Genomic DNA, 14,966 nt, shown 5'->3' on the forward strand with positions numbered 1-14,966 from the left:
TCCCGCACCCGCCGGCGGCGGGGGATCAGACCCCGCCCAGCGGCCGCACGCGGATCCCGAACTCGCGGCGCAGCGCCCGCCGCGCCGCGAACCACCCGCCCAGCCCGTGCACCCCGGGCCCCGGCGGTGTGGCGGCCGAGCACAGGTAGACACCGTCGGCACCGGTCGCGTACGGGTCCGCCGCCGCCGTGGGGCGCGCCAGGACCTGCCGCAGGCTCACGGCACCGGCGGCGATGTCCCCGCCGACGTAGTTGGCGTTGTGGTCCGCCATGCGCGCCGCCGGGACGCACCGGGACGTGACGACGACGTCCCGGAACCCCGGTGCGTACCGCTCGATGTGGCGGGTGACCGCTTCCGTCACGTCCACGTCGGAGCCCGCGGGGACGTGCGCGTACGTCCACAGCGGCCGCAACCCGCCCCGCACCCGCCCGGGATCGACCGTGGCCGGGTCGCTGACCAGGCACATCGGTAGCTCGGCGTGGCGTCCGGCATGCACCTCGGCCTCGGCGCGCACCATCTGCGCGCGCGTACCGCCCACGTGGACCGTGCCGGCCCGGGCCACGTCGGGATGCGCCCAGGGCACCGGCCCGGACAGGACGAAGTCGACCTTGGCGGCACCGTCGCCGTACCGGTACCGCTCCAGCGCCGCGCGCCGCCCCGGGGCCAGCTCGTCACCGAGGACCTCGACGAGGGTGCGCGGCGTGGTGTCGAACAGGACGCACCGGGCGTCCGGCAGGTCACGGCGACTGCGCACCGGGTGGTCGGTCACGACCGTGCCGCCGTGGGCGATCAGGTCCTCGACCAGGGCGGCGACGATCGCGCCGGACCCACCGCGGGGGATCGGCCAGCCCTGCCCGGCATGCGCGAGGGACGCCAGCAGCAGCGCGGTCCCGGCGGCGGCCGGGCTGGGCAGGGGAGTGATGGCGTGCGCGGCGACGCCCGTCAGCAGCGCGGGCGCGACCTCGTCGCGGAACCGCAGGCCCCACGCGGCCGAGCCCTGCTCGAGCACCCCGAGCCCGAACCGCGCGGCCGTGCCGACGCCACCCGGGAGCAACCCGGTCGGGACGCTGCGCTTGTCACCCAGCGCCACACGCACGACGTCGGACGCGTGACCGGCCAACCCACCGACGAGCGCGCGCCACGCGGGCCCGTCCGCGCCCAGGTCCGCCACCGTGCGCTCCAGGTCGTGCCACGCCACGCCGGCCCGGCCACCGGGCAGCGGCTGGGCGTACGACGCCTCCGGGACGAGCAGCTCGACACGGCGCTCCAGGCCGAACGCCCGGAAGAACGGTGACGCCCAGGCCATCGGGTGCACGGCGGAGCACACGTCGTGCACGAGGCCGTCGGCCAGCCCCAGGTCGAGCGTGCGCGCGCCGCCACCCGCGGTCGGCTGGGCCTCGAGGACCGTGACGCCCAGCCCGGCACGCGCCATCGTCACGGCCGCGGCCAGTCCGTTCGGTCCCGAGCCGACGACGACGACGTCCACGGTGAGCCCCTTCGGGTCGACGTTTGACCCCGCGATTCAACCATCCCGGGCAGCCGGGGCCACCGGTGGTCGTGCGACGACGCCCGGCGCACGTGCACGGAGCGGCGCACCCGGCGGTGGCGGCCCCTTCCGAGGACGTGCGATCAAACGCCGATAATGTGCATTATGTCAGAACGTCGGAACCAAAAGCCCCCAGCGTCACCATGACGCCGCGCACCACGTCCCCTGCCGTCGGCCCGCTCCGGTCGCCCGGGTCGCCGCTGACGTGTCGCTCAGCGGCCGGCGAGCCCGAGGACGTCCGTGCGCCGGACGTACCGTTCCTCGGTGCGCTGCGGGTCGCGCGGCAGCACCTGGCGCTCACCCGTGCGCTCGAAGCCGGCGCGCACGTACAGGTCGACGGCCGACGCGTTGTCGTCCACGACCCACAGCGAGACGGTCCGGGCCGCGTCGGCGGCACCGGCGCGCACCACGGCGTCCAGCAGCGACCAGCCGATCCCGCGCCGACGCACCTCGGGTGCGACCCACAGCGACACGACGTGCCGGTCGTCGTCCGGCGAGCCCGGCTCCTGCACCAGCGACACCAGGCCGCGCGGCGTGCCCTGCTCGTCCAGGGCGACCCACGTCGGGCTCGTGCGCAGCCGCATGCGCCAGTGCGACTCGGCGAACAGCCCTTCGCGGGCCAGCGACGACCCGAACGCGTCGGGTGACTCCCGCAGGGCCCGCAGCCGGATGTCGCGCACGGTCTGCCAGTCGTCCTCGTCGACGCGTCGGATCAGCACGCGTGCCAGCATGCCCCATCCGCCGGGCACCGGTGTCGAGGCGCGCTCAACCGACCTCGCGGGCCGTCGGCTCGTCCGTGCGCGCGGTCCCCGCCTGCGGTGCGCCGTCTCCCCCGTGACCCGCCGCGTCGGGGACGGCGCGGGCGGCGTCGGCGACCTCCTCCTCGGGGCGCGGCGGGATCGTCTCGTCGTACTCGAGCTCGGGCACCTGCGTGTCGTCGAACGACTCGGTCATGTCGCCTCCTTCCGGCGGCGCCCACGCTAACCGGACGGGCCCGACCCGGCGAGGCGAGAGGCCCCCTCCCCCGCCCGCGCCCGGCGCGGTGAGGCGACCCTGCCGGGGCCGGACACCGGGGAACCGCCCACCGGAGGTCAGACCACCGCACAACCACCTCCCGGGTGCCGAGGGCACCCGTCTGCGCGTCGGCGTGTCGGCCAGGGGTTTCGTGACGGGCGACCGGTCCCACTACGGTGGGCGCCGTGCTCGTCCTCGGTGTGTGCAGCCTCAAGGGTGGAGTGGGCAAGACCTCCGTGACGCTGGGGCTCGCCTCGGCGGCCCTCGAACGGGGTCTGCGCACCCTGGTCGTCGACCTCGACCCGCAGGGCGACTCCACGATGGCGCTGGGCGCGGCGGGCGCGCAGGGCGACGTCGCGTCGGTGCTCGACGCACCGTCCGCGCAGACCGTGGCGGCGGCGACGGCCCCGTCCTCGTGGGCCGACCACGGGCTCGACGTCCTGGTCGGCTCGGAGCGGTCCGTCATGCACGACCGCGTCGACGACGCCGACGCCGACCGGTTGCGCTACGCGCTGTCCTGGGTCGCGGGGTACGACCTCGTCCTCATCGACTGCCCCCCGTCGCTCGGCGGGCTCACGCGCACGGGACTGACGGCGTGCGACCGCGCCGTGGTGGTCACCGAGCCCGGCCTGTTCGCCGTCATGGCGGTCGGCCGGGCGATGCGCACCATCGACGAGCTGCGCCGCGGGCCGGCGCCGTCGCTGCAGCCGCTCGGGATCGCGGTCAACCGCGTACGGGCGCGCTCGGTCGAGCAGGCGTACCGCCTGCAGGAGCTGCAGACCCTGTACGGCCCGCTGGTGCTGACGCCGAACATCCCCGAGCGCGCCGCGCTGCAGCAGGCCCAGGGCGCCGCGCAGCCCGTGCACGTGTGGCCGGGCGCCGCGGCCGCCGAGCTGGCCGACGTGTTCGACCAGCTGCTCGACCGGGCCCTGCGCGCACCACGCCGCTGACGGGCCGCCGCCCCGCTGACGGGCACCGCGCCCTCACCTGCTGCGCAGAGGCTCGGGCCACGCCCGCTCCCCCGTCGGTGCGGCCGACGGCGCGCCGAGCAGGCGGCCGTGTGCCGCGCACCGCGGGGACGGTGCGGCGCGCCGCACCGTCCCCGCGAGCGAGCGGTCGGACCGCGGGCGGTCCGACCGGCGCGTGGCGCCCCAGGGTCGTGTCAGCCGGCGGTGCGGGCGCGGCGGCGCTGGGCGAGCTCGTCGTGACCGGTCGCGGCGGGGGCGTCGTCGTCCGCACGCTCGCGCGGCAGCTCGGCCAGGGTGCCCTCGACCTCACGCCAGACGCGACCCACGGCGATGCCGAACACGCCCTGACCGCCCTGGACCAGGTCGATGACCTCGTCGGCCGACGTGCACTCGTACACGCTCGCGCCGTCGGACATCAGCGTGATCTGCGCCAGGTCCTCGACCCCGCGCTCGCGCAGGTGACCCACCGCTGCGCGGATCTGCTGCAGGGACACGCCCGTGTCGAGCAGCCGCTTGACGACCTTCAGCACGAGGATGTCGCGGAACGAGTAGAGGCGCTGCGTGCCGGACCCCGTCGCGGGGCGGACCGACGGCTCCACGAGCCCGGTGCGGGCCCAGTAGTCGAGCTGGCGGTACGTGATGCCGGCGGCACGGCAGGCCGTGGGCCCGCGGTACCCGGTCGTCACGTCGAGGTCGGGCAGGTCGTCGTCGAACAGCAGGCCCTGCGCATGCTGAGGGACAGCGCCGGTGTCGTCGGCACTCTCGTTGCGGATCACGGGGCCCTCCCTCGGCGGCACCCGAGGGCGTCCGCGCTGTGCTGGTACGTCGGCAACGCTAGGCCCGGCATGACGGGGGCGCAACGAACGACGCCCGGCGTGTCGGTGTCGATCGCCTCACCTTCAGGTCGACGTCGAAGGTCGCCACCCGAACGGCTCAACCCTCACGCGCCCCACCCTCCGGCCCGGGATCGGGCCCGGACTCGAAGTCCTCGGCCGAGACGTGGTCCAGGAACTCCCGGAACTGCGCCATGTCCTCCTCGCTGGCCGCGGGCCGGATCTCCACACCGGCCAGGGCGACCACCTCCGCCGAGCACAGCACGTCGCACCCGAAGCGCAGCGCCACCGCGATCGCGTCGGACGCGCGCGCGTCCACGTGCCGACCCGTCGACAGCACGAGCGCCGCGTGGAAGACACCGTCCTCGAGCCGGTTGATCTCCACGTGGTCGACCGGTGCGCCCGCTGCCACCAGCGCGTCGCGCAGCAGGTCGTGCGTCATCGGTCGCAGCGGCACGATCCCGGCCTGGGCCGACGCGATCGCCGACGCCTCCGCCGGCCCGATGAGGATCGGCACGAGCAGCGCGGCGTCGGGGTCCAGGAGCAGCACGACGATCTCGTCGTCGGCCAGGTGCGTCCGCACACCGACGACCTCGACCGGCACCATCTCGGGTTCCACGCCCACGCACCCACGCTACGTCGCGCAGCGCGCGACGTCTGCCCGGGAGCGGAACAGCGGCGAGAGCCCTCAGGTCACACGAGCGCGGGGCCGCTCAGGGCGCCATGTCGTGGACCGAGGAGCGCACCAGCGCGGTGTGCATGCGCGCGCACAGCTCCCCCACCTCGGCGGCGAGGGTGCCGGCCCGTGCTCGTGCCGACACGCTGCGCTGACCGCGCCACGGGGCGACGACCTGGTCCACCAGGTCGGCCTGACGGTCCGCTGCCGCACGGAACGTGCGCAGGTGGCGGGGGTCGATGCCGTGGTCCGCCAGCGCAGCGGCCACCGCGACGACCTCGCGCGCCCACGGGTCGAAGACCCCCCGCGGTCCCGGACGCAGGACACCCTGGGTCACCAGCTCCGCGACGAGCTCGACGTCGGCACCGGCCTCCTGGGCCAGCCGCTCCGCGGTGAGCCGGGTGGTGTCCGGCACGACCCCGTCGCGCGTCGCGAGCCGTGCCCGCACGGGCGGCTCGGCGTCCTCGCCCGCGTCGAGGGCCGCCAGCCGCTCCCCGATGACCTTCAGCGGCATGTACCGGTCACGCTGCTGACGCAGCACGAAGCGCAGCCGCTCGACGTCCGCCGGGGAGTACTGCCGGTACCCCGCAGGTGTCCGCACCGGCGCGACCAGCCCCTGCTCCTCGAGGAACCGGAGCTTGGACGTGGTGACCGCGGGGAACTCGATGCGCAGCGCGGCCAGGACGTCGGAGATCCGCATCGAGGCACGGCGAGAGATCCCGCGTGGCCACGGCTCGACGGCCCTGTCGCCGCCCTCGGCCGCGTCGCCCTCCTGCTCGAGGGCGCCGCTCACAGCGCGGTCAGGACGCGTCACGGTGGGGGCTGGGGTGGAACGTCATCCGGTACTTGCCGATCTGCACCTCGTCCCCGGGGCGCAGCACGGCCGCGTCGATCCGCTCGCGGTTGACGTACGTGCCGTTCAGCGAGCCGATGTCCCGCACGAGGAACTGGTTCCCGTCGCGCACGAACTCCGCGTGCTTGCGCGAGACCGTCACGTCGTCGAGGAAGATGTCGGCGCTGGTGCTGCGGCCCGCGGTGGTGCGCTCGGCGTCGAGCAGGAACCGCGCCCCGGCGCTCGGGCCGCGCTGCATCAGCAGCAGGGCCGACGTGGGGGGCAGCGCCTGGACTGCCGCGGCCTCGTCGGACGTCAGGCCGACCGGAGGCGCCTCGGTGTCGGACGGGTCCAGCGAGCCGAAGCTGACCGTCGTGTCGGGGCCGTCGCCCCGGTAGGCGGGGAGCCCGCCGTCCGGCGCCCGTCGATCGTCGCTCATGCGCACCTCCCGTGTCGGTCGCGGGCACCCGTGCGAGCGCGCTCGCCGTCGACCCAGCCTTGCGGACTCACCCTATGCGGTCTCGGCGCGAGTGCGCAGCACACCGGCACGGCCGGTCGGGTGACGGCCGCCCTCCGGGGGCGCGCGGTGGGGCGGCCGACGCACCGCCACGGGGCGGCGCCGAGCGTCATCCCTCGTCGGTGTCCGGCGTCGCGTAGACCGGGTCGGGCAGCTCGCGGACGGCCTCGACGTCCACGCGGTCGGCCTTCTCGACCGTGCCGCGCCCGCCGTCGCTGCGCACCCGTGCCAGCGCGCCGCCGGGGATCTCGAGCGCCGGCGCGATCGTGTCCGGGTCGCCGATGACCGTCCAGCGGAACGGCGAGGTGATGACGGTGCCGTCGACCTCGATCGCGCCACGGACACCGGTGATGGCGGTGCTCGCCGTGATCCGCTGCCCGTTGAGCTCCATCGCCTCCGCACCCGCGTTGCGCAGCTCCTCGAGCACGTGCAGCAGCGTGGTGGGACGGATCCCCCCGTCCGGCTCCGTCAGGGTGACCCGCACCCCCGGGCCGGTGGCGGGCAGCCGGCCCGTGAGGATCCCTTGCATCGCGGCCGTGCGCCGCGCGGCGTCCAGCGCCGCCTGCTGCCGGTCCGAGCCGGACAGCAGCTCGTCCCGCTCGCGCTGCAGGTCACGGGACTCCTGCTCGAGCTCGTCGGTGCGGGTGGTCGTCTCGTCGAGCAGCCGCACCAGGTCGTTCTGCCGCAGCGCGCCCAGCTGGGTGTCCGTGGTCTGGCGCACCTGCACCACCAGTGCGAAGCCCAGCAGGGCGCACAGGCCGGCCGTGATGAGCTGGCCCTGCGTGGTGCGCGGGCGCATGGCGTGGCCGAGGCGCGCCCAGCCGGACCGCGGGGGTCGGGCGCCCGCTGCTCCCCCGGGCGTGTCGTCGACGGCCGCGCCCGCGGGCACGGGGGTCGGTGTGCCCGCGGCAGCCGGGGTCTCCGCCGCCGGCGCACCAGCCCCCGTCGCCGGGGTGTGCGGGTCCGTGGCGGGCGGCAGGGTCGCGGTCGCGGGGCCGGCAGGTGCCGGCGGCGCGACCGGCGCCGGCTCGGCAGGATGCGGGACGTCGGGGTCGGGGGCGTCGGGACCAGGGCCGTCGCCTCCCGCGGACTCCTCGTCGGCGGACTCCTCGTCGGCGGAGTCCTGATCCGAGGCGTCGTGTCCCGCCCCGACGGGCGGCGCCGGCGGCGGGCCGGTGGCGCCCGTCGGATCGAGGTCGCCCAGCCCGAGCGGGTCCCGCGGGTCGATGACGGGACCGTCGTCACGTACGTCGTCGTCGTCGCGTGCCGGGCCGTGGCCGACGGCGTCCTCCACGGGCACGTCGTCCTGCGGCCGGTCGGGCTCGGTGCCGGTCATGCCTTGAACAGGTGCCGGCGGATCGACGCGGCGTTGGAGAAGATGCGGATGCCGAGCACCACGATGACGGCCGTGGTCATCTGGGAGCCCACGCCGAGCTGGTCACCGAGGAAGACGATGAGGGCGGCCACCACCACGTTCGACAGGAACGAGGTGAGGAAGACGCGCTCGTCGAAGATCCCGTCGAGGTAGGCGCGCAGACCGCCGAACAGCGCGTCCAGCGCGGCGACGACCGCGATCGGCAGGTACGGCTGGAGGTTCGCCGGCACGGTCGGCTCGATGAGGAGCCCCGCGACGACGCCGAGCACCAGCCCGATCACCGCGATCACGGCGCCTCCTCTCCGTCGGGACTCCCCGACCCTGCCACATCGGACGGCGTCGGCCCAGGGTCGGACGTCGCGCCGGCCGTGCCGGTGCCGGCGTCCGCGTCGTCGCCGCCCAGCACGCGCGCGGAGCGCAGCGTGAGCTGACCGCGTCCGGGGAGCTCGAGCATCCGCTGCGCGGACACCTGGACGTCGATGCCGTAGCCGGCCAGGGACGCCAGGTGCTGCCCCGCGTACTGCCGCGCCATGCGCGTCTGCATCGTGGCGGCGTCACCGATCGCCTCGACGGTGTACGGGCTGCTCAGGGGCGTACTGTCGATGAGCACGGCGTCCCCGGCGCTGCGGATCGCGGTCGTGGAGATCACGCGCTCGCCGTTGAGCGCGACGGCCTCCGCCCCCGCCGCCCACAGCCCGTTGACGAGGATCTGCAGGTCGACGTCGAGCACGAGGGCGCCGATGTCGTCCGCCACGGCCTCCTCGTCCCCGTCCGTGACGACGATGCGCAGACCCGGCCCGGACACCGGCACGACACCGGCCGGGACCGCGTCGTGCTGCAGCTGCGCGAACAGCTCGGGGTCGTCGGTGGCCGCCGCCCGGCCCTGCAGCTGGGCGATCTGCGCCGACAGGTCGGCGTTCAGCACCCGCAGCTCGTCCGCCTGCGCGGTGCGCTCGCGGATCTCCGCCTCCAGCAGCGCGCGCGCCTGGATCGCCGCCGGCGCGGGCCGCCGCAGCGCCGTCGCCGACGTCGTGGCGAACATGCCGAGCGCCACGGCGAGGACCAGCAGCCCGATCGCGGACACGACCGTGCGGCGCGGCGCCGTGCCGGCCGCCCGGCGGTCCGCCGCCTCCTGGTACCCCGGGTCGAGCGGTCGCCGGTCGACCTCCTTGAGCAGCGTCATCGACGCGTCGGCCTCACGCACGGGCAGCGCCTCGGCGTGCCGGCGGCTCACGTGGTCCTCGCGGCACGCCCGTCACGCGCGTCACGGTGCAGGACGGTGGCCGCCTGCGTGAGGTAGAGCGCCCCGGCGAACCAGTACAGGGCGACCCCCCACAGCGCGCACGCCCATCCCAGCACGCCCGCGACGTCACCGACCGGGGGCGGCCACTCGGAGAGCAGCAGCAGCGGGAACGCGTACATGATGGCGAAGGTGCCGGCCTTGCCGGCCAGGTGGACACGCAGCGGCGGGTAGCCCGCCCGGGCGAGCACGACGAGCATGACGCCCAGCACCACGTCACGTGCCACGAGGACCACGACGAGCCACACCGGGATCACGTCGCGCCACGCGAGACCGAGCAGCGTCACGAGGATGAACAGGCGGTCCGCCGCCGGGTCCAGCATCTGACCGAGCCGCGTGACCTGGTTCATGCGGCGCGCCAGCACGCCGTCGAGCCAGTCGCTGGCGCCGGACACCAGGAGGACGGCCAGCGCCCAGGCGTCGTGCCCCTCGACGACCATCCACGCGAAGACGGGCACGAGCAGCAGCCGCACGAGACTGATCATGTTCGGCACCGTGAGCACACGCGTGCTGACCGGTGGGTCCTGGGTCACCCTCTCCCCCGTCGTCGTCCTGGCGCGATCCTATGTCCCGGGCCGCGGGGCGCGGCACGGGGCCGTCGGTGCGCACACCCGACGAGCGTGCGTGCGGGTCCCGGGGCACGCCCGCCGACGGGGTGGCACGCTCGGGGGATGGACGACGCCCGCACGATCGACGACCTGCTGCGCACCCCCGGCACGTGGGCCGTCGTGGGCCTGTCGACCAACCGGGACCGTGCCGCGTACGGCGTGTCCGCGTACCTGCAGCGCCTCGGCCACACGATCGTGCCCGTGCACCCGAGCGCCCCCACCGTCCACGGTGCGACGGGCGTCGAACGGCTCACCGACCTGCCGGAGCCGCCCGACGTCGTCGACGTCTTCGTCAACAGCTCCCGCGCGGGAGCCGTGGTCGACGAGGCGGTCGCCGTCGGTGCGCGCGCGGTGTGGCTGCAGCTCGGCGTCCACGCCGACGACGCCGTGGCACGCGCCCGTGCCGCGGGCCTGGTCGTCGTCGAGGACGCGTGCCCGGCGATCGAGGGCAGGGCGCGCGGGCTCGGCTGACCAGGGTCGTCACCACGACGGATCACCGGGGCGTGTGCGACGTCACCCCGCCGCACCTGCCGCCGCGACCACCGGGCAGGTAGAGTGTCCGGGACATCTGGAGTCGTGTCGCATCCCCTCTCGTAGGGCGGTCCGCCGGTCAGCCGGCAGCCACCTCCCGTCTCGTGCACATTGCGTGCGCCGCCCCTGGCGGCGCGTGGTCTGGTTCGGGGTGAGCGACGTCCGGGTCGTCTGACGACGCCCCGGCTCTCCCCCACTGCCACCGAACGGTGATCCATGAGCACCCCCATGCCCTCTGCCATGCCCACGACCTCCGAGGCCGACACGAGCACGTTCGCCGAGCTCGGACTCGCCCCCCAGATCCTCAGCGCCGTGACCCGCCTGGGCTTCACCGCGCCCACGCCGGTGCAGGCACGCACCATCCCCGCCCTGCTGTCCGGTCGCGACGTCGTCGGCGTGGCCCAGACCGGCACCGGCAAGACCGCCGCGTTCGGCCTGCCGCTCCTGCAGGCCGTCGACCCCGAGCTCGCCGCGGTGCAGGTGGTCGTGCTGACCCCCACCCGCGAGCTCGCCATGCAGGTCGCCGACGCGCTGACCTCGTTCGCCGCCGACATGCCGGGCCTGCAGGTCGTGCCCGTGTACGGCGGTGCGCCCTTCGTCCCGCAGCAGCGGGCGCTGGCCCGTGGTGCCCAGGTCGTCGTCGGGACGCCCGGGCGCGTCATCGACCACATCGAGCGTCGGACCCTGCGCCTCGAGGACGTGCGCTTCCTCGTGCTCGACGAGGCCGACGAGATGCTCCGCATGGGCTTCGCGGAGGACGTCGACAAGGTCCTGTCCGGCACGCCGGCCGGACGGCAGGTCGCCCTGTTCTCGGCGACGATGCCGACGCCGATCCGCCGGGTCGCGGACAAGCACCTCAAGGACCCCGTCTCGGTGTCCGTGACGCGGCAGTCGTCCACGGTCGACGCGGTGAAGCAGTCCTTCGCGGTCGTGCCCTACCGTCACAAGGCCGGTGCGCTGGCCCGCGTGCTCGCGGTCAGCGACGCCGACGCCGCCATCGTCTTCGTCCGCACCCGCGAGGCCGCCGAGGAGATGGGCAACGCGCTCGTGCAGCGCGGCATCGCCGCCGCACACATCTCCGGGGACGTCGCCCAGTCGGACCGTGAGCGGATCGTCGAGCGTCTGCGCTCCGGCGCGCTCGACGTCCTCGTGGCCACCGACGTCGCCGCCCGCGGGCTCGACGTGGAGCGCATCGGTCTCGTCGTGAACCTCGACCTGCCCCGCGAGGCGGAGTCCTACGTGCACCGCATCGGCCGCACCGGTCGCGCCGGCCGCACCGGTGAGGCGCTGACGTTCGTCACCCCTGCCGAGCGGTCCCGCCTGCGGCAGATCGAGCGGACCATCCGCACCACCCTCACCGAGATCGCCATCCCGACGCCGGCGGAGGTCAGCGCGCACCGTGCGACCGCGATGCTGGCGCGCACCGCCGAGCGCCTCGCCGCCGGCCGCCTGGAGGTCGTGCGCCAGGCCGTCGTCGAGCACCTCGCCGCGAACCCCGACCTCGACCCGGTCGACGTGCTGACGGCGGTCACCGCGCTGGCCGTCGGCGACACCGGGCCCGGTGCGGCGTCCGAGGTCGAGGACCTCGACGACGCGGTGCGCCGCGCCCGCGAGGCCCGCACCGACGAGGTCCGCGGCAGCACCGGCGGCGCCCGTCGCCGCGCCGGTACCACCGGCCCCAGCGGGCGGCCGCGCTACCGCGTCGCCATCGGCGAGCGGGACGGCCTGCAGCCGGGCGCCCTGGTGGGCGCGCTCACCGGTGAGGGCGGCCTGACCGGCAAGGACGTCGGCAAGATCGACATCTACGGCAGCTTCGCGCTCGTCGACATCCCGGACGGGCTGAGCGCCGACGTCGTCGACCGGCTCGGCCGCACGCGGGTCGCCGGACGCCCCCTGCGGATCCGCCTCGACACCGGTCCGCAGGCGTCGCGCGGCCCGTCGCGCGGCGAGCGGACGCACCGCGCGCACGCCTGACCCGGCCGCCGGCACACGTCGGCACCCGGTCGCCCGGACGGGGCGTCACCTCACGGTGACGCCCCGTCCGTCGTCCGTCCGGCCGTCCGTGGTGCGCCGGTGGTGCGCCGGCGTCAGCGCACGGCGGTGTTGCGCGGGTCGCTGCGTGCCTGTCCGCGCAGCAGCACGATGTCGGCCTCGCGCAGCACCTCGCTCACGTCCCGCATGCCGCGCACCGACCCGATGACCCCGATGGCGATCCGCGGGCCGATCTCCCGCCGCAGCCGCTCCAGCAGCTCGGTCAGCCGGTCCGGCATCCCGCCGGCGCCGACGTCGTCGACGAGGATCGCGAAGTCGTCCTCCCCCGTGCGGGCGGTCGTGTCGCCCTCCCGCAGGGGACGGCGCAGCTGCCGCACCACCTCGCGGTGGACGTCCGGCGCGTGGTCCTCGTCGCGCTGGACCGCCCCGCCGTCCACCACCCGGACGAACGCCACGGCGCAGTCGTACGCCGCCGACCGCCGGCACCGCAGCAGCGCGGCCCCCAGCCGGTCGAGGAACAGCAGCCGGTTCACCAGGCCCGTCTCCGGGTCGTGCAGCGCGTCGCGCTGCAGGGCGATCTCGGCCTCCTTGCGCTCGGTCACGTCGACCAGCGTCCCGACCAGCCGCGAGGGGCACCCCGCGTCGTCGAGCACGGTCACCGCGCGGCACATCATCCAGCGGTAGTCCCCCGACTGCGTGCGCACCCGGTGCTCGAGCTCCAGCGGCGTCCCGCACCCGGCGAGCTGCGCGGCGATCGCGGCGGACAGCTCGTCCCGGTCCGCGGGGTGCACGCGCTCGAGCCACTCCGACGGCTGGTCCCCGATGACGTCCTCGGCGTACCCGAGCGTCTGCTTCCACCGCGGCGAGTAGTACACCGCCCCGGCCGAGACGTCCCAGTCCCAGGTCCCGTCGTGCGCGGCCATCGACGCGAGCGCGTACCGCTCCTCGCTCTCCCGGACCGTGTCGGCCAGCGCGCGCTCGCGGGCCGCCGCCTGCTCCAGCGCCTTGCGCTGCTCACGCAGCGAGCCCAGCAACCGCTCCTGGTCGAGCGCCACGGCGAGCAGCGCGGCCCAGTGGTTGAAGCGGTCCCGCGGCTGCGTGGCGCGCGTCTCGACGGTCCCGTCGATCGCGAGCAGGCCCCAGTCGCTGCCGCCGAAGGTGACCGGCACGACGAACGTCAGCTCGTTGGACCCCACGGTCCCCGCGCGCGTCAGCGCGGGGGGCGGGAACTGGCTCGCCGTGGTCCGCACCCCGACGAGCCGCGAGAGCGTCCCGCTGGTGTCGTGCACGCCGACGATCTCCATCTCCCGGTCCCCGGGGCCGCGGTCCGTGCCGACCCACAGGCCCAGGCACGCGTGCCCGCGGACGCCGCGCGGCAGCCACCCCAGCGCGCGCGGGCTGGCGCCGTCGCCCCGCAGCAGGTCCATGTCGACCTCGTACTGGTCGACGATCGTGCGCTCCAGCTGGCCGCTGCGGGCCAGCATCGCGCGGGTGCACCCCTTGGTCACCGCGAGCAGGACGTCGGTGACCGCACGGCGCACCGCGGGCTCGTGCCCGGCGCGGGCCTCGTCGAGGGACGCGACGCGACGGCGCTCGACCGCGCGCAGCACCGCGACCATCTGCTCGAGCGCCTCGGGGTGCGGCTGCAGCGCCGCGGTGAGGTCCGACAGGCGTCCCAGGGCGGCCGGCGCCGGTGAGACGCCCCGCTCCGCGGCGACCTCGACGGGCTCCTCCACGGCACGCCACCACGTCTCGCGGGCGTCGGGACCGGTGCGCCGCGAGACGGCCGACCCGGCAGGGCCCGCGAAGGCGGAGTCCGCCAACCGGCGCAGCAGCTCGGAGCCCGTGACGTCCCCGCCCTCCTGGCCCGGCGAGGTGACCTCGGTGCACCCGCAGGACTCGCGCACCACCAGGGACGACGGCACACGGTGCTCCCCCGGCATCACGTCGTCACCCCGCATGCGCGCCAGCAGCAGCCCGACGGCGTGCTCGCCGACACGTCCGAAGTGCGCGTCCACGGTCGACAGCCGAGGGCTGACCCGGGCGCCCGAGTCCGCGTGGTCGAACGCCACGACCGCCTGGTCGCGCGGCAGCACGAGCCCGTGCGAGCGCAGCGCGCGCTGGAACCCGACGGCGTTGCGGTCGGTCGCCGCGATGACCGCGGTGGTGGGCGTCCCGGCCTGCAGCATGCGGGCAGCCGCGTCGACGCCGCCCTGCTCCTGGTTGTCCGACGCCTCGTACCACCAGGAGTCGTCGGAGTCGATGCCGTGCTCGGCGAGCGTCGTCCGGTAGGCCGCGAAGCGCTCGCGCATGTCACGCTGCCCCAGGTTCCCCAGGAACCCGATGGCCGTGTGCCCGTGCCAGATCAGGTGCTCGACGGCCGCACGGACGCCGCCGACGTTGTCGGGCACGACCACCGGGTCGTCCGGGTGCGCGGGGTCCTCGCTGATGAGGACCACCGGGACGCCCCACTCGCGCACCGCGGCGAGCCGCTCCGGGCTCAGCGCCTTGCCGATGACGACGAGCCCGTCGACGGCGCCCAGCGCCACCGGGGTGTCGAGCACCGACTCCTCGGGGTAGCGCTCGCGGTCGAGCCCTGCGGGATAGGTCTGGACGGCCACCACGCGGTGGCCCACGCCCCGTGCGGCCCGCGCCACGCCGGCGATCAGTGCGCCGAAGTAGAACCCTCCGACGACCGGCGACAGGACTCCGATCGTCCGACGCACCGTGGCGGGAACCCCGCGTCGGACCGTCACCATCTGCCACACCTCGCC

At 75.5% G+C, this 14,966-nt stretch carries 15 protein-coding genes; 3 read left to right on the plus strand and 12 right to left on the minus strand.

Features of this window, described 5'->3' with window-relative positions; genetic code table 11:
* Positions 1-25: 25 nt before the first annotated feature.
* The 3 genes from BMZ16_RS07405 to BMZ16_RS07415 all read right to left on the minus strand — a co-directional run bounded on the left by BMZ16_RS07405 (position 26) and on the right by BMZ16_RS07415 (position 2,500).
* The gene (locus BMZ16_RS07405) at positions 26-1,486 is read right to left on the minus strand and encodes a phytoene desaturase family protein (protein WP_089799042.1); all 1,461 of its coding nucleotides are present in this window, start codon (positions 1,484-1,486) and stop codon (positions 26-28) included.
* Between the two features lie 272 nt (positions 1,487-1,758).
* Entirely contained in the window at positions 1,759-2,265 is a 507-nt protein-coding gene (locus tag BMZ16_RS07410; RefSeq protein ID WP_255366433.1) for a GNAT family N-acetyltransferase, read from the minus strand.
* A gap of 46 nt (positions 2,266-2,311) precedes the next feature.
* Positions 2,312-2,500, minus strand: coding sequence for a hypothetical protein (locus BMZ16_RS07415; RefSeq protein WP_089799045.1), 189 nt, complete (start codon positions 2,498-2,500; stop codon positions 2,312-2,314).
* 245 nt (positions 2,501-2,745) lie between these two features.
* Between BMZ16_RS07415 and BMZ16_RS07420 the strand changes: the two genes are divergently transcribed.
* A complete protein-coding gene (locus BMZ16_RS07420; protein WP_089799945.1) occupies positions 2,746-3,510 on the plus strand; it encodes a ParA family protein in 765 nt (254 codons plus the stop codon).
* A gap of 212 nt (positions 3,511-3,722) precedes the next feature.
* Here the strand turns inward: BMZ16_RS07420 and BMZ16_RS07425 are convergent, their stop codons facing one another.
* The 8 genes from BMZ16_RS07425 to BMZ16_RS07460 form a co-directional block, all read right to left on the minus strand.
* Entirely contained in the window at positions 3,723-4,304 is a 582-nt protein-coding gene (locus BMZ16_RS07425) for a MerR family transcriptional regulator (RefSeq protein ID WP_089799047.1), read from the minus strand.
* Positions 4,305-4,461: 157 nt separating this feature from the next.
* Positions 4,462-4,968, minus strand: coding sequence for a bifunctional nuclease family protein (locus BMZ16_RS07430; protein WP_089799947.1), 507 nt, complete (start codon positions 4,966-4,968; stop codon positions 4,462-4,464).
* 106 nt (positions 4,969-5,074) lie between these two features.
* Entirely contained in the window at positions 5,075-5,737 is a 663-nt protein-coding gene (locus BMZ16_RS07435) for a transcriptional regulator FtsR (protein WP_089799949.1), read from the minus strand.
* 100 nt (positions 5,738-5,837) lie between these two features.
* A complete protein-coding gene (locus tag BMZ16_RS07440; RefSeq protein WP_089799049.1) occupies positions 5,838-6,308 on the minus strand; it encodes an FHA domain-containing protein in 471 nt (156 codons plus the stop codon).
* A gap of 187 nt (positions 6,309-6,495) precedes the next feature.
* Positions 6,496-7,722, minus strand: a complete 1,227-nt coding sequence (locus tag BMZ16_RS07445) for a DUF881 domain-containing protein (protein WP_089799052.1) — start codon at positions 7,720-7,722, stop codon at positions 6,496-6,498.
* On the minus strand, positions 7,719-8,051 hold the full coding sequence (locus BMZ16_RS07450; RefSeq protein ID WP_089799054.1) for a small basic family protein: 333 nt from the start codon (positions 8,049-8,051) through the stop codon (positions 7,719-7,721). Before BMZ16_RS07450 ends, BMZ16_RS07445 begins: the two co-directional genes overlap by 4 nt.
* Complete coding sequence (locus tag BMZ16_RS07455) at positions 8,048-8,995, minus strand: DUF881 domain-containing protein (RefSeq protein WP_089799056.1); 948 nt, start codon at positions 8,993-8,995, stop codon at positions 8,048-8,050. Before BMZ16_RS07455 ends, BMZ16_RS07450 begins: the two co-directional genes overlap by 4 nt.
* Complete coding sequence (locus BMZ16_RS07460) at positions 8,992-9,594, minus strand: CDP-alcohol phosphatidyltransferase family protein (protein WP_369822500.1); 603 nt, start codon at positions 9,592-9,594, stop codon at positions 8,992-8,994. The genes BMZ16_RS07455 and BMZ16_RS07460 overlap by 4 nt, the downstream gene beginning before the upstream one ends.
* A 138-nt stretch (positions 9,595-9,732) precedes the next feature.
* Here BMZ16_RS07460 and BMZ16_RS07465 point away from each other — a divergent pair, with 138 nt between their 5' ends.
* Positions 9,733-10,140 carry a CoA-binding protein gene (locus tag BMZ16_RS07465; protein WP_089799058.1) on the plus strand — a complete coding sequence of 136 codons (408 nt, stop codon included), beginning with the start codon at positions 9,733-9,735 and terminating at the stop codon, positions 10,138-10,140.
* Positions 10,141-10,440: 300 nt separating this feature from the next.
* Positions 10,441-12,174, plus strand: coding sequence for a DEAD/DEAH box helicase (locus BMZ16_RS07470; RefSeq protein ID WP_255366436.1), 1,734 nt, complete (start codon positions 10,441-10,443; stop codon positions 12,172-12,174).
* 113 nt (positions 12,175-12,287) lie between these two features.
* On the opposite strand, the gene BMZ16_RS07475 is transcribed toward BMZ16_RS07470, so the two are convergent.
* Positions 12,288-14,951 (minus strand): substrate-binding domain-containing protein, encoded by a 2,664-nt coding sequence (locus BMZ16_RS07475; protein ID WP_089799953.1) that lies wholly within the window; start codon positions 14,949-14,951, stop codon positions 12,288-12,290.
* Between the last annotated feature and the right edge of the window lie 15 nt (positions 14,952-14,966).

It is taken from the genome of Cellulomonas sp. KH9 (assembly GCF_900114185.1).
In the GTDB taxonomy this organism is placed as follows: Bacteria; Actinomycetota; Actinomycetes; order Actinomycetales; family Cellulomonadaceae; genus Cellulomonas.